Below are 15,778 nucleotides of genomic sequence, written 5' to 3' on the forward strand. Positions count from 1 at the left end.
TTATTTCTAATAACAGTATATAATGTTCGGACCTAAAGAATTTACCGGTTTAGTTTTAGAAGGCGATGCCATCAAAATGGCAAGAGTCAAAGTTGAAGCTAATAAGCTTCGGTTGTTAAAATTGGACCAATTTTCATTAGTTGAACCCATAAAAGAGAAAAGTCCTACTCAGGGAGAATCTGTACAAGAAACAGGTTCTTTTGAAGAGGAAATGGATGCTGATTCTATTTTTGGGTTCGAAGATGAAGAAGAGGATGACAATGAGGATGAACTAGCTGATTTGGATCTGGACAACCTGGATGACGAAGAGGAGTCTGAAGAGGATGTGATGTCTCTTGATATGGTTGAGGAAGCTGATGCAGGTGGAGCCCAGTCCAATGAAATATTACTTTATAATATTTTAAACGGCATTGATAACCAAAATGTAAATGTAGGTTTAAATGTACCTGCCGGTAACACTATTTTCCAGATTATTCGTGACACTAATTTTAAAGATGTAAAGAAAAAAGATTTAATAGAAGATCTGGAAAACAAGCTCCAATCTATATATGGTCAGGCTAAGTCATCTGACAATTATTCTTATGAGGTAAGGGATGACGGTTCTTTGGTTCTTGCATCTGTTGAGGAAGAATCTGCATTATTGAAATTAGTTAACCGTGCTGATGATCTTTATTCCGGTAAGCTCACAGTAAGGGAAGTACTGCCTGATGAAGCGGCTTTGGTTGGATTGGTAAGGGCTAATTATAACCTCCAACCCGATGAAATTACCGGTATTATTCAGTTTAGTCCGAAAAAATGCCGCGTTGTTTTTATGACCGGTAATGAGATTTGGCAGGTTTCACCAATTATAAATGAAGGCACCAACAGTAAATCATTTTTAAATACACTCTTCAGTAAAATACTATTTCAATTAGATACCGGAGAAGTTCCGAATCTTGATAGAATCATCTTAGCCAATAATACTATCGGTGATGATGCTATAGATTTCCTTCAAAACAATTTTAGTGATGTAATTGTCACTAATTTCAGGTTTAATGAAGAGAAATTTGATTATGAAGATGTTGATGAGTCTCTTGCAAATTCATTTACAACGGCAATCAGTTTAGCTTGGGCTGCTTCAGAATTTGAGAAGAAAAGTTTTCCGAATCTTTCCTTATTACCATCTTATGTTGTTGAACGACAGAAGATATTTAAGTTACAATGGCATGGTGTGATTCTATTAGCACTCATATTTCTGGCACCTATCACCTTCAATTATTTTTATCAGCAAAAGGCTAGGCAAATTGAAAACCTCTCTTCTGAACTAGAAACTATTAATGCACAAATTGCACAAATAGAACCAACAGTTCAGGCTACTAACGAAATTAGTAATGATTTGGCTCAATTAAGGGAAAAACTAGTACTACTTGATACCCTTAGTAATGGCAGCAGAGAGTGGCAGGCTAAATTGGATATTTTAAACGAAGGCATGCGTCCTATTGAGAATACATGGATTACTTCTATGACCCAGGCACAGAGTGGTACTTTTGTAGAGGGTTATTCCCTGTATCGAAATCGTATACCAAGAGTAGTCAACATATTTGCTGATGCGACATTATTAAACGTAACCATAGAAGACATAAGAGAACAGGAAGTCTTCAGATTTTCAATTTTGGTTAATGAATTTGCCGTAGACGATTCCGTTTACTCATTACCCAAAACTGATGAGCTAAAAGAAATATTAACGGGCGGAAACCAATAATTTATGTCATACGCGGTAAGAAACTCATTAATTTTACTTGTGGTCCTTATTCTCTTTGTGGGAGGAGGATGGTCATATTTCTATTTCGTGCAAAATCCGGAAATAGAAAAACTAGAACAGCAGGTTAGTGAAAAAAGTCAGGAACTTCGTGAAAAACGGGCAATTGCAAATCGCTATAGTATTGTATTAGAACAGTTCGAAAATGCTACCTTCTTTATTAACAATTTTGAGAAGACTTTATACACAGACAGCAATGAGGACAAGGTATTTGACTTTATGAATACCTTGAATACCGGTAATTCTTATACCGACTTTGCTTTTTCATTTAATGATTCTACTGCTCAGGGGCCATACGGAATAATGAGTATGAATATTTCAGGGGAAGGATATTATCGTTACCTGGTTAATTTTATTCGCAAACTTGAATACAGCAAACCTCTCAATAAGGTAGTTGAGTTGGATGTTACTCCTATAAATGATCTCGAGAATTACGGGAGGGTAAGCTACAGTTATCGTTTGCAGAGTTACTATAACCGTGGAACCGAATTTGGATCGCCATCTATGGATATTTCTAGTCCCACTTATACATCCTTGCATAATCCGTTTTTCCCGCTTATTAGAGATATTGAGCCCAATGAAGAAGACTTGACAAACATTGAAGCAAGTGAATTACTAGCTTTAAGTAGTAATAGAGTATTTCTACTTGACCAGAATGGTGAATTACAGAAAATTCGCTTAGGAGAAGAAGTATATCTAGGAAACTTAACCAATATTAATCTATCAGAGGGTTCAGCTACGTTTCAGTTGAACAAAGGTGGCATTATCGAGCGTATTACCCTGGAGGTAAACAATGAAAATGAGGAACAATAAATTAACAGACATGACTAATAAGAATATCATCATTTATACATTCTCTCTATTAGCACTGCTATTATTGCTGCCTGCTCAGGGTGTGAGTCAGGATAAAATACCTGTCAGGGAATACACAAACCCGGAAGAAGTAGTTACTTTCGATAGGACTACTCCATTCGAACGTGCCTTGGATATTATTAATGAGTTTTCTCAGGAAGCAAGAGGGAAAGTTATTATTGACAGGACCGGGCAAAGTGGATCAATTGGTATTTCTGTTCCTGCTATGCACTGGGAAGATGCTTTAGATCTTATACTTAGGGTCAATGGTTTGGTACTTCTTGAAAGAGAAAAATTCTTCGAAATTGTACAAGCTCAAACAGCTGGAGCAACCACACAACAAAGCTCTGGTGCCCAACAAGGTTCGGGGGGAGATGAAGAAGGTCCTGCAGCAACTACTAGATCACGTGAAGTTCGAATAAATGCTATATTCTTTGAAGGTAATAAACGTGCCCTACAGGAAATTGGGGTTGATTGGTCAACACTGACTGAAAATGTTCCCGAAAATATTAGCCAGTTCGCAAATCCACAACAAGGTGGCGCTTCAGGAGGAGGAGGTGGTGGAGCCGGTGGACAGAATGAAGGTCAATTGCCATCAACTACTTTCGAAAATCAGTTTGTATCTGTGAACTCAAAGGGTGCTTCAAGTGTATCTCAAAATGTATTTAATTCTATTGTAAACTTTGGAGAGATAGGAGGTAGCGGTATACGAGTACAAGCTCTTTTCAGTGCATTTGAAGCTGATAACTTGGGTGAAATTTTAGCATCTCCAACAGTAAAGGTATTAGATGGTCAGGAAGGACGTATACAGGTAGGTCAGGACTTCTCTATCAAACAGCGTGATTTTGCCGGCAATGTTACCGATCAATTCTTTAGCGTTGGTACTATCCTTCAGGTGACTCCCCAGATTATTGAACAACAGGATACCACTTTTATTCACCTAACCATTGAGGCTGAACGCTCATCCGCTCAACCCGACCCGGTAAGTACTGTCATTAATAAACAGCAGGCGACAACCCAGTCTGTACTAATGGATGGAGAGGCTACAGTAATTGCAGGTTTGTATAGAACGGAGTCTTCCGAGGTTAGAAGAGGTATACCGGTACTTAAGGATCTCCCACCATGGTTTTTCGGTCTGCGCTATCTATTTGGATACAATTCTACTGATTACCAAATGAGAGAATTGGTTATTCTTATACAGGCTTCCATTGAGCCTTCAATTCCTGAACGCTTTGCTAAAACGGAATACAAGGATAAATTTGAAATTCTTGGGCAAGAGCGCGAAAGGATAAGAGAAGAACTGCGTAAGAGTACTATGAATACCGATAAACTCATTGAACGGGAAGAAGAGCCCGCACCTCCGGAAACTATGCAAGAAGAAGAGGAAGGTTCAGGTATGAATGACACTCAACCAATGATGGAAGAAGAACCAGAACAACAGGAGGAACCTGAGGCAGAAGAGCCTGAAGAGCCACAGGAAACTTCTAATAATCAGATGAATATGAACACTGATCCGGAAGTAAAAACCGAACCGGTTACTCTGAATTTTGATTTAAATGATGAAGAGGAAGCTACTGATCAAAATCAGGACCAGGACGCTGATTCAGAAGGTGGAGCAGCTGAAATGACAAGTGATACTTCAGGTTCATCTGTTTCCGGAGCCGCCAATTCATCGGATGAATCGACTCAAAATACGACCAATAAAAATCAGAAAAAGTACACTAACGGTGATACCTATTATGTAATTGCAGGTTCGTTTAAGAATGAGCAGAATGCGGTTGATTTTAAGGATAGACTTGCTACAAATAACTATCCTGCGGTATTGTTCAATAAACCTGATTCTGATTTCTTCTTCGTTGCCTACGACAGATTCAGCAATTTAAATCATGCTAAAGCAGCATTAGCCGATATTGTTCAGAATGAAAACGATGGCGCCTGGATTTACAAGATGCAGTAAACTGAAGTATCCTTATCACAATATTATTAAGCCGCTACTATCAATGTATAGTTGCGGCTTTTTCTTTAGAATTGTTCTAACTTCGATTTAATATTTACTTATACTGAAATTATTTAATTCTTCTTTAGTTTCTAAAGGAAAAACACATATGGGATGGATTCGTTACTACTCTTTCTTTTCCATCACTATGTTCAATTTATCCATTTCTAAAGAAGTTGAGACGCTTGAACTTAAAGTGAAATTATTCTCTATTAGTAAGGTGCGGCAGGCTTCCATAGCCTCAGTCCGAACTCTACCTAAGGAAATCTCTTGATTGAAAGTATCTATCCAAAAATAAATTTGAATCTCCACGAAATTAGGGGTGAAGTTTGATATTAGAAGGGTTGGTTTCGGATTTTTAAGTATTTCTTCAATAGATGCCAATTCGTTTACGAGTAGTTCAAGGGCTTTTTGTATGTTATCCTCATAATCTACACCGATAATAAAACCTGCTCGTCTCAGTCCATCCCTTGTATAATTGTGCAGTGGTTTATTGAATATTTGAGAGCTGGGAATATAAATATCACATCCTTCGGCTGTACGGATATGAGTGTGTCTGAGTTCAACCCCTTTCACACGACCTTGAAGTCCTTCTGATTGTATCAAATCTCCTATACTGAATGGACGACTAAAAGCAAGAAAAAATCCTGCGAGTATATTTTCACCAATTTCGCGAAAAGCAAAACCGATCACTACAGCTGTTATACCCCCACCCGCTAACAATGAGGTGGCAATTGATGTAAAACCAAGTGTATTTAAAGCTATCAAAAAGCCGAATATGTAAAATAATCCCCTTACCAATTTAAGGAAAAAGGTTTGGTAGGTAGTTGTAAAATCACCACGCTCTATACCTTTCTTAATCCCCTTTGAAACAAGCTTCCCCAAAATGACAAATACTGCAAAAATTAGGATGGCATAAATTAGCAAAGGTAATTTTTCGCTTAGAGAAATGACGTCCAATTTAATTGTTTCAAAAATACTATCCATAATATTGTATACTGCTACTTCTGATATGATTTAAAGATTTCCCTTTTAAGGTCTGATAACTGCCTATTAGATCAGCGCAGAGGCAGGAGTGAACAGGTAATACGCCAATTATGTCACCAACATGAATAAATCTCATAAACTCATTTGTACATTTTACAATACCATGTTCTTGAGATAAGGCTTTAACGTAACCATTCTTATTAGTCGGATTCCACCCATTTTTAGTTAGTTCTACAGGATATCCATAGTGCTTTATGCTTTCATGATCAATAACATCCTTGGATAGATGTACGGCGCCTCCATGAATCACGATTTCATTTCGTGAGGGATATTTTGCAACGACCGGACATGCTAAAGCAACTGCGATATCACTTAAGGTACATGCCCCGATTTGTACCTGCATCAGATCATAAAAAACCAGATTCCCTGGACTGAGTTGATCTATTCCAGTAAAATTTGCAGCTACGGATGAACATGGAGTATCACCAATACAAATATTGTATTCTTCTCTATTTAGGTTGGTACCAGAAATTATGTCTGAAATACTTAATAAAACTCCTTTGTGTATTTCGTGAATTTCTGATTTACACCTGGCTTTATAGGAGTGGCCGGGATGAGAATAAAACCCTTTAAAAAGAAGATTTTTAACCTCTGAAATCTCTGTGATAACATCACTAATTTCAGCTTCATGATTTATGTTAAAACCAGTTCTATTGGAACCGGTATCAATTTCAATCATAACGCCGGTCGGATTTGTAATAGAAGTTTTAAGGCTTTCAAGAGCTACCGAATCACTGATTAAAATGGTAAGAGATATCTCATTTGATAGTGCATTAATTGCATCAACCTCTCGGATATTTACAGGGAAAGCAATCGTGATATCATTCCAACCGTTATCAGCAAAGTAATTAGCCATCTTAACTGAAGATACCGTAATGCCTGTTACACCTTCTGCCTTAAACCATCTCCCGATATCAGATGATTGATGCGTCTTAAAATGAGGTCTGAATTCTAAATTGTGCTTGATGCACTTCTGAACCATCCGCTTTATATTTGCTCGGCACTTTTCTTCATCAACCAATAGGGTAGGGGAATTTATCATGGATGATTTTCTTTACCTACTGAGTATTCATTTCAGTTGCGACTCGGGTGACTTCATTCCAAACCCTAAAGATATTTTCGCTACAGATTTGTCTGATTTCGGATTCAGTATAACCTCTTCTAAGTAACTCCTCGATTAAGTTTGGATATTCAGAGACATCTTTCAGTCCTACAGGTAAAGTATCACCTACTCCATCATAGTCAGAACCGAGTCCGACATGGTCAATACCGACTAGATTTACTACATGATCAATATGATCGGCTACTTTAGAGACATTACTGTATTTAAAATGCTCTGCCCGGTATGTTTCAATATATGCCTGAGCGGTTGAGTCACTTTGTTCAAGATCATTTTCTTCCAACCAATCACCAATGTGTTCTCTTATATTTGATGAACTCTCTCTGGACTCAGAATCAAGAAACGTAGAACCAAAATTGATCATGATAACACCGCCATTTTCGGCCAATTTTTCAATCATTGCATCACTCATATTTCGTTCAAATCCGGGAGTAAAGTGCCTTGCTGAAGAATGTGAAGCTATGGCAGGAGCCCGGGTAATATCCATTACATCAAAAAAAGCACTGTCTGATACGTGTGATATATCCACCATCATCCCGATGCGATTCATCTCTTTTATGACCTCTTCTCCAAAATCACTTAACCCGTTATGAGTATAGGTGGTATCGTATGAAGAATCACTTATTTGATTGTCTTTAGAATGAGTTAAGGTTATATATCGTATTCCACGGTCGAAAAAATATGAGATATTCTCTAAATCCTGACCAATGGGAGCCCCGTTTTCCATGCCCATTGGTAGAGATATGAGATCCTTCTGATGTTGTTCTTTTATTTGTTCAGGAGAGGTAGCTATTGCAAATTTTTCCGGATTATCTTCTGCAATGCCTCTTACCATATCAATAAGACTATCAGCAACAGCTTTTGCTCCACCGGTTTCCTGGTATTCTGCGGGAATATAGATTGACATGAAGGGTGCATCGAGTCCGCCTTTTTTTGCTCTTACATAATCAAAATCACCACTTTCTGTCTGTTCTGAAATATTTGCCCAACTGTTTTTCAAGCGATAGGGAACATCTACATGCGTATCGACGATGATAAGGTTTTGCACCAGTTCACTCGCTTTTTCTGAATAGTCTGTTTGGGTAGTACAAGTAGCACTTATGCTGATAAATATTAGAAATATACCACAGATCCACTTTTTCATAATCCTAATCCCCTTAAATATTGTTATTATGATTGTGAGTTAATCCTAAAAAAAATACTAATTTCTACTGTACAGATATGCCCCTTCTTTTCTTGTATTCTCTTTCCCATCATTTACAGCATAGGATGACGGACCATAAATGCTGGCGCAACCGTATTCACCCTTCTTATTAAGGGCATAAAAATTCACATTGAAATCAGGCATCCCTTTATCATCTAATAAGTTGGGTAACCGGGCCTTATCTACTATTCTTTTACATACTTCAAGGCAAGCATTCGTTGGGGACATTCCCTGACGCATGTACTCTACCGCAAGAAATGAGCTCAAGTTTTTTAAGTTTTCTTCACCACGTCCCGTAGAACCGCAAGCTCCGACTTCATTATCAACGTATAAGCCGGCTCCAATTATAGGGCTGTCTCCTACTCTACCTGGAATTTTAAAAAATAGTCCGCTCGTGGTAGTGACACCTGAAATGTTACCATCGCTGTCAAGTCCGAGACAACTTATCGTCCCTGTGATCCTCTTTTTCTTACCATTTTTTATGACTTCCAGTCCATTGAGCGACATTTCTTTTTGTTGTTCGGCAGAAAACCAGTCATCCTTATCGCTGAGATTTTCTTTATATCTCAGCCAGTATTCTCGGGCCTTATCGGTAAGTAAGTCTTCTTCTTGGAAACCATGTGCCCTTGCAAACTCCAGGGCACCTTCTGCGACTAGAAGTACATGGTCAGTACGTCCCATTACAAGTTGAGCAACTTTTGAGGGATTCTTAATATTTCTAAGTGATGCAACAGCTCCCGCATTGTGTGTTGGTCCATGCATGCAGCAGGCATCAAGTTCCACGATGCCGTCTTCATTGGGCAGTCCGCCATAACCTACGCTCATATCTTCCGGATCATCCTCAACGATATTTACACCGGAAATAACGGCATCAAGCACATCAGAACCTTCCATGATCATCTCCATTGCTCTTTGAGTGGCAGGTAGCCCATTACCGCTTGAAACCACAAGAGGAGAAGAGAATGAATTACCGGATGGTTTTAAAGAAGTTTTCGCAGTAAGTCCGATAGGTGCAAATATACCGGCTCCTGCGGCCATAAGTTTCATAAAATCACTGCGTTTCATAGAATTTCCTCACAAGAAGTTTGAATTATGAAAGAAGATCGTGATGACTAAGAAAATGTTCTAGCCGTTCTTTTGAGCTTTTATCTAATGTCAATACTCTGCCACCAAACTTAAACAGAGAAATATCATTTTCGTTATTTTCTTTAAAGTTCACCCGGAAGGTTCTGTTGTTGGATAGTTGAATTCTATAGTCAGAAATTGGTAATTCTATTTGATAGGGTTCACTGTATATAGTTTCAATGTCGTTGATGTTCAACTTATCAGTTCCTATTGCTTTTTCATTTTTAAAATAGGTAACCCTGAGTAAGCCGTCAGAGATCGTTACTTCGAAGGTTTTAGCACCTTCCATTACTTTAAGTAAACAAAATATGGCCAGTGATAAAGAAATAAAGGCAACAAGCCTGGAGATACCGGCCAGAACTGCATCATCTATATATAGATAAATAAGAAACGTAATTAATGACACAATTAAAGATAAGGCAAGAGCATGTTTCCAATATCTGGAATACTTTTCTTCTAAGACCAGACTATTTTCCATTCAAAACAAATAACTAATCGGAATTTGTAATTCAACTTATTATAACTAATTAAATGTATTCTTGAGTGCAAAAGATGTAAACATTAAATATGTGATATTGTTAATTGCAACATAGCAATTGATCAACTAGATTAATTAATGAATCCCAAACTAATCCTAGCCATCATGGGAAAAGCCAAAACGAACCCGCCTAAAAAAGAGATGTCAGAAGGAAAAGCAATTGCACTTTCAGTCCTACTCTTAACTGTAGGTGTTATTGCAGCAGGCTATTTGTTAAAGTTGGTTATTTCATACTTTTTCCCGGGCCTACTTTAAGGATATTTATTTCTTGAAATTTAGAGCCTTCTTGTAAACCCAAAAGTATTAATGTGTTGCTTTCAAAGTAATCCAATTTAGGCCACACTTGTGGTTAGATAGCATCACTTCTTGTATTTTTTTGTGGCACTGATATTCCACCTCTTTTTATTAAAAAATTGTAACATTACACTCTTCTGCTACTCTATGTAATAAATATCATCTTTTGTCCCATAGCATAGGAATACTGGGTACATCTTAAAACATCTAGCAGGCGGAAAAATCAATATGAAAACAATTGCTTTTACTAACCAAAAGGGCGGAGTAGGTAAAACAACCTCCACAATAAATGTCGGGGCAGGATTATGTTTGCAAGGCAAAAAAGTTTTGATGGTGGATTTGGATCCACAGGCAAATCTGACCTATTCATTACGAATGAATTCACAACGCATCGATAATACTATCTATGATGTGCTTAAAGGAAGGATTTCACCTGATGAAGCTATTATCAGTCATAACGGATTTGATATATTGCCTTCATCAATCGACTTATCCGGAGCTGAAATGGAGTTTGTCAATGAACCGGCAAGAGAAACACTCCTTAAGAATAATTTGGAAAAGCTCGGTACCGGTTATGACTATATTCTGATTGATTGCCCTCCAAATTTAGGTCTGCTGACATTAAATGCCTTTACTGCCGTCAAAGAGATTTTCATTGTGTTACAATCAGAATACCTGGCGCTTCATGGCTTGTCTAAATTGATGGACGTAATTCGGGTAGTTAAGGAACGTTTGAACCCGGATATTGCCATAAGCGGTATCATCTGTACCTTATTTGATAGTCGCAAGAATTTGAATAGGGAAGTGGTGGACCACATTAAAGATTATTTTGGTGATAAGGTGTTCAAAACTATCATAAGGGATAACGTCGCTTTGGCAGAGGCACCCAGCCATCACAAAACAATCTTTGAATACGATTCAGAAAGCTACGGTGCCAAAGACTATTTGGCTCTTTCTAAAGAGATCCGCAACGGACACTAAGAAGTTTTATGTCAAAAAAGAAAAGCTTGGGAAGCAGTCCGATAGGGTACAGCAGTTTGGGTAGAGAATCTTTTGGTTTTATACCGACCATCAATAAATCGGAAGAATCCTCATCTAAAGAATCATTCAGCTCCGATTCAATGGTTGTCGAAAATCAAAACAGCGGGAATGTACACTCAACTAATTCCTCAGAGTCTACTGAAGATGTTGAAAAACGAATAGTAAGTTACTATTTGGAAAAACCGCTCATTGATCGACTAAAGAGAGTAGCAGAAGAACGAAAAATGTACTATTCCACTTTGGTAAATCATGCAATCTATTTATGGCTTGAAAGCCGTGGTTGCGATTAATTTCCCCCGGAAGATAACTAAGTACACGGTTTTCATTCTAAATCATTTATAAAAAAATCTCCTCTCCCATAATTAGGATCTCAATAAAATCAAGTCTCCTGGTCTTAAAAAGAATTCACTTCATAGACAGTTTAGTTATTTATCAGGAAATTATAGGCTTCAGCTAGATTCTTATCATTATATCCAAATTGTGATATAAAAATGATTTATAATTCAATCTAGCTAGTTTACGGAAACCATTCCCCTTTATATATCTCACATGGAGGATATACAAATAAGCAGATCCGCCGGATTCATCTCCTGGCTTTTTCAGATTCTTTCTGCGATAATTCTTTTGCAGACACTTTATTTCAAATTTTCAGGCTCACCAGAATCGGTACAAATATTTGAAACTGTCGGTATGGAACCTTGGGGACGATTTGCCTCAGGTATTGTTGAGTTTATCGCCGGTCTATTACTTTTGGTACCTGGTTTATCTTGGTTGGGAGCACTATTGGGTTTATCAATTATCACTGTAGCACTATTACTTCATATCACTGTACTAGGTTTTGAGGTAATGGGGGATGGAGGGGCTCTCTTTTATCTGGCTACGACGGTATTTATCTCATGTTGTGCAATTCTGTGGATCAGGCGGGCAGAGCTGAGTACTTCGGTTAAGAAATGGCTGAGTTAGCGTTTAATTGTTTCTTTAAAAGTACTTTTAAAGAAATGGATACTAATTGTACTGACACCAAAATAATTAGAGAGACAATTATAAAATCCCATGATTATAAACCAGATGTTGTGAAATATTACTTGCGCTTATCTTTTATATAAATAGCTTTGGATTGCCCCTCGCCAACCGGACGATGTTCCATTTCAAATAAATGAGTTGCTTCTACTAATTCACCCAGCTTGGAATAGCCATAATTACGTGGATCGAAATCCGGAGACTGTTTAGCAATATAGCTTCCCACTGGTGCCAGGTGAGCCCATCCGCTCTCATCAGAAGCAGCCTTGACGGCATTGCGAAGCAGGTTAACCAGTTTTGTATCTTGTTTAAGCTGATTGGTGTTTTTTCTTTCTAAAGAACCTGTTACCTCATCTTCATCTTGTCGCAACACTTCGGTATAAATAAACTTATCACAGGCAGCGACAAATGGTTCAGGGGTCTTACGCTCCCCAAAACCATACACAACCAATCCCGATTCCCTTATGCGGGCTGCAAGCTTGGTAAAGTCACTGTCACTCGATATAAGACAGAAACCGTCAAACTTTTCAGTATAAAGAAGGTCCATGGCATCAATAATCATGGCACTGTCAGTTGCATTTTTACCCCTGGTATAGCCGAATTGTTGAATAGGCTGAATAGAGTGTTGAAGTAAAGCATCTTTCCAGCTTTTTAAATGTGGAGATGTCCAGTCGCCATAAATACGTTTGACATTTGCAGTTCCGTACTTAGCAATTTCAGCAAGAAGTCCTTCAATAATCGAAGGCTGAGCGTTATCAGCATCAATTAAAACCGCTAATTTTCGCGTTGTTTCGTTATCCATATCATTAATTTTTGAGTTGGCGTTAATCTACCGAAATATTTGCAGAGCTCAATTTTTATTATGGCCTTGTTTTTGAAGTATTTAAACTTACCCATTATCTAAATCAGCAGAATCGTAATATTTTTACGAATCCCGAAATAAATATAAGCTTCTAAGAACTGTTATTTAGTGCATTTGCATCCGCTATTTAACAGCAGGTTATATTTTGTTCTAAAAGCCATAAGTAGCACACATGTAAAAGTATGTACCTCTAAATATTTATTATTTATTAGTATATATATTATAATTATTCATACTATGTATTATAGCCAGCCGGGAAATTGCTATAGAAGGTAAATAATCAATTATGCAGGGGTGCAAATTAGGTTATGAAGTCTTCATTTCTACATTACGAGATCATTGACAAACTGGGTGAGGGAGGAATGGGGGTGGTTTATCTCGCTAGGGATACCAAGCTCAATCGCAAAGTGGCTCTAAAATTTTTGCCGGCTTACTCCACCTATGATAAGTCCGTGCAACAACGATTTCGCAACGAAGCTATGGCAGCCGCTGCTTTGAATCACGCAAACACCGCACAGATTTATGCCATTGAGGAATCCGATGATGAACTCTTTCTCGTTATGGAATATGTGCACGGCAAAGAACTTTCTGAGCACATCCGTAATGAAAATTTGTCCATGGATGATAAGCTTAAAATTGCCAGACAGATAGCAGAAGGGCTGCAAGCTGCTCATGACAAGGGTATTATTCACAGGGATATCAAGTCTAACAACATCATGATTGATGAAAAGGGAAACGTTAAAATCATGGATTTCGGACTGGCACGAATTCAGGGCTCAGTTCATATAACAAAAACCGGAGTTACTCTTGGCACAACAGTTTATATGGCACCGGAAATGCTCTTAGGAAAAGAAATTGACAGAAGATCTGACATTTGGTCCTATGGAGTTGTTTTATATGAGTTATTTACCGGCAGCTTACCTTTTAATGCTGTATATGATGAGGCTGCAAGCTATGCAATATTGAATGAGCAACCAGCTGAAGTATCCGAACTTGTTCCGGGAATACCCAATTATATAGAAGATATCATTCACCGGTGTCTTGAAAAAGAACCACAGCACAGGTTTCAATCAATTGACGATATATTGGAAAGCTTTCGGAATACCGAAATTCAATACAGGCGCCGCAGTTCATTGAAAATTTGGCCGGATTTGTTAGGGTCAGGAAGTTACACGCCTGCTCGATTTGCAGTAGTTGTAGTACTTATCCTGCTATTACTTTATCCGGTTTCAAAATTTTATGGATGGGAGTGGTTTACTAATCGCCAGTTGCCCGAGGATATACGACTGGTGGTTTTACCTTTTAGAAATATTGGTGCAGATACTACGAACCAGTTATTGGTTGACGGTTTATACGAAACGCTGACAAGTTCCTTAGTTAATGTTGATCAAATTCCATCTTTTTCTGTACTCCCAATGGCTGATATCTTAGAACAAAATATCAGTAATCCACGTGAAGCCAGAAATAAATTGAATGCAACACTAGTTTTAGATGGCAGTATTCAACCCTTTGGTGATGACAATATAAGACTTACTCTTAATCTTTGGGACGCTGTCGAACTGGAACAAATACAGGCAGGTATTATTGATGCAGAAGTAAATGAATTTGCATTGCTGCATAATAAAGCAGTAGAAAATATATATAACATGTTAGGTCAGGAATTCAATTCTGAATTGGAAGAACCAATTACTAAAGGAGGTACTACGAAGCAGGAAGCAATGAATTATTACCTCAGCGGAATGGGATATTTGCATGACTATCAGGATGAGGAAAAGATTAACCTTGCCATACAGCAATTTAACAAAGCGATTTCCGAGGACTCATCTTATGCACTTGCTTATGCTAAAATCGGAGAAAGTTACTGGAAAAAATATGAGTTAACCAGAGATACTACCTATGTTTCTGAGGCAAGAAAGGCGATGAATAAAGCATTGCAAATAAATGATCAGCTGGAAGGTGTGAAAGTAGCTTTGGGAATATTGTACAGGGGTACAGGGAAATATGAAGCTTCAGTAAACCAATTTGAGGACGTTATAAGAATCGATACGACCAATGATAGTGCCTATCGAGAACTTGCAAGAGCCTATATGGCTATGGGAGAAATGGATAAAGCTGAAAAAACATTCAAGAAAGCCATTAAGCAAAAATCTGCCTATTGGGCAAACTATAACTATTTAGGAAATTTTTATTTATTGACAGGCCGGTATGACGATGCCATTGCACAATTCAAACAGGTGATAGAACTGTCACCCGATAATTATCGTGGCTATTTGAATCTGGGTAATTCTTTTTACCGGAAAAATGAGTTAGTAAAAGCAGCTAAGAACTATGAAAAGTCAATGAGTATTAAACAGACCGGGAGTGCGGCATCCAATCTGGGAACTATTTATTACATGAATAAGAACTACGAAAAGGCAGCTGAAAACTACAAAGTAGCGCTTCAATTCAGACCTAATAGATACAGCTTATGGGCTAATTTGGGAAATGCTCATTACTGGAGTACAGGAAAACGCGAGGAAGCCAATAAATATTTCCGGAAAGCGATTGAAATAGCAGAAAATTCCTTGAATGTTAATCCGAATGATGTCACAACATTGAGATCTTTAGGCAACTACTATGCTGAAATAAGAGACTCAGTTCAAGCTGTCAGCTATCTCAATAAGGCTGTTTCAAAAGGGGGGGATGACCTGACTATGACAAATCAATTTATGATCGGTGCTGCTTACGAGAGGCTGGGAGATCGAAGAGAGGCAATTGCCTGGATCAAAAGTGCTCTGGAAAATGGGTATCCTTTAGCAGATGTTATTTCACAACCAGAGCTTGAGGAGCTGATTGAAGATCCTAAATTTAAAAAAATAATTGAAGATCACAGCTAATAAAT

The 15,778-nt window shown here is 38.0% G+C and carries 14 protein-coding genes; 8 read left to right on the forward strand and 6 right to left on the reverse strand.

The features are described from left to right. Positions 1-22: 22 nt before the first annotated feature. From G3570_RS07025 to G3570_RS07035, 3 genes are read left to right on the forward strand one after another with little or no spacing between them, the layout of a single operon-like run. Entirely contained in the window at positions 23-1,741 is a 1,719-nt protein-coding gene (locus G3570_RS07025; protein WP_165140662.1) for a PilN domain-containing protein, read from the forward strand. Positions 1,742-1,780: 39 nt separating this feature from the next. Continuing rightward, on the forward strand, positions 1,781-2,611 hold the full coding sequence (locus tag G3570_RS07030) for a hypothetical protein (protein WP_165140664.1): 831 nt from the start codon (positions 1,781-1,783) through the stop codon (positions 2,609-2,611). Between the two features lie 10 nt (positions 2,612-2,621). Beyond that, positions 2,622-4,607 carry an SPOR domain-containing protein gene (locus G3570_RS07035; RefSeq protein ID WP_165140666.1) on the forward strand — a complete coding sequence of 662 codons (1,986 nt, stop codon included), beginning with the start codon at positions 2,622-2,624 and terminating at the stop codon, positions 4,605-4,607. A gap of 165 nt (positions 4,608-4,772) precedes the next feature. Here the strand turns inward: G3570_RS07035 and G3570_RS07040 are convergent, their stop codons facing one another. Genes G3570_RS07040 through G3570_RS07060 form a run of 5 tightly spaced genes read right to left on the reverse strand, consistent with a single transcriptional unit; the run spans position 4,773 to position 9,620 of the window. After that, positions 4,773-5,633: a mechanosensitive ion channel family protein gene (locus tag G3570_RS07040; protein ID WP_165140668.1), complete on the reverse strand. Its 861-nt coding sequence runs from the start codon at positions 5,631-5,633 to the stop codon at positions 4,773-4,775. Continuing rightward, on the reverse strand, positions 5,626-6,714 hold the full coding sequence (locus G3570_RS07045) for an alanine racemase (RefSeq protein ID WP_165140670.1): 1,089 nt from the start codon (positions 6,712-6,714) through the stop codon (positions 5,626-5,628). The genes G3570_RS07040 and G3570_RS07045 overlap by 8 nt, the downstream gene beginning before the upstream one ends. A 37-nt stretch (positions 6,715-6,751) precedes the next feature. Continuing rightward, the gene (locus G3570_RS07050; protein WP_165140672.1) at positions 6,752-7,957 is read right to left on the reverse strand and encodes a dipeptidase; all 1,206 of its coding nucleotides are present in this window, start codon (positions 7,955-7,957) and stop codon (positions 6,752-6,754) included. A 57-nt stretch (positions 7,958-8,014) separates the two neighbouring features. Further along, positions 8,015-9,082 carry a glycosylasparaginase gene (locus G3570_RS07055; RefSeq protein WP_165140673.1) on the reverse strand — a complete coding sequence of 356 codons (1,068 nt, stop codon included), beginning with the start codon at positions 9,080-9,082 and terminating at the stop codon, positions 8,015-8,017. Positions 9,083-9,107: 25 nt separating this feature from the next. Beyond that, the gene (locus tag G3570_RS07060) at positions 9,108-9,620 is read right to left on the reverse strand and encodes a hypothetical protein (protein WP_165140675.1); all 513 of its coding nucleotides are present in this window, start codon (positions 9,618-9,620) and stop codon (positions 9,108-9,110) included. Between the two features lie 165 nt (positions 9,621-9,785). On the opposite strand from G3570_RS07060, the gene G3570_RS07065 reads away from it, so the two are divergent. The 4 genes from G3570_RS07065 to G3570_RS07080 all read left to right on the forward strand — a co-directional run bounded on the left by G3570_RS07065 (position 9,786) and on the right by G3570_RS07080 (position 11,978). Further along, positions 9,786-9,935 (forward strand): hypothetical protein, encoded by a 150-nt coding sequence (locus G3570_RS07065; protein WP_165140677.1) that lies wholly within the window; start codon positions 9,786-9,788, stop codon positions 9,933-9,935. Between the two features lie 267 nt (positions 9,936-10,202). Beyond that, positions 10,203-10,955, forward strand: a complete 753-nt coding sequence (locus tag G3570_RS07070; protein WP_165140679.1) for a ParA family protein — start codon at positions 10,203-10,205, stop codon at positions 10,953-10,955. Between the two features lie 8 nt (positions 10,956-10,963). Continuing rightward, positions 10,964-11,305 (forward strand): hypothetical protein, encoded by a 342-nt coding sequence (locus tag G3570_RS07075; RefSeq protein ID WP_165140681.1) that lies wholly within the window; start codon positions 10,964-10,966, stop codon positions 11,303-11,305. Between the two features lie 334 nt (positions 11,306-11,639). Continuing rightward, positions 11,640-11,978, forward strand: a complete 339-nt coding sequence (locus G3570_RS07080; RefSeq protein WP_249066771.1) for a DoxX family protein — start codon at positions 11,640-11,642, stop codon at positions 11,976-11,978. A gap of 118 nt (positions 11,979-12,096) precedes the next feature. On the opposite strand, the gene G3570_RS07085 is transcribed toward G3570_RS07080, so the two are convergent. After that, a complete protein-coding gene (locus G3570_RS07085) occupies positions 12,097-12,837 on the reverse strand; it encodes an NYN domain-containing protein (RefSeq protein ID WP_165140685.1) in 741 nt (246 codons plus the stop codon). Positions 12,838-13,205: 368 nt separating this feature from the next. On the opposite strand from G3570_RS07085, the gene G3570_RS07090 reads away from it, so the two are divergent. Continuing rightward, on the forward strand, positions 13,206-15,773 hold the full coding sequence (locus G3570_RS07090) for a serine/threonine-protein kinase (RefSeq protein WP_165140687.1): 2,568 nt from the start codon (positions 13,206-13,208) through the stop codon (positions 15,771-15,773). Positions 15,774-15,778: the final 5 nt, after the last annotated feature.

It is taken from the genome of Halalkalibaculum roseum (genome assembly GCF_011059145.1).
GTDB lineage: Bacteria > Bacteroidota > Rhodothermia > Balneolales > Balneolaceae > Halalkalibaculum > Halalkalibaculum roseum.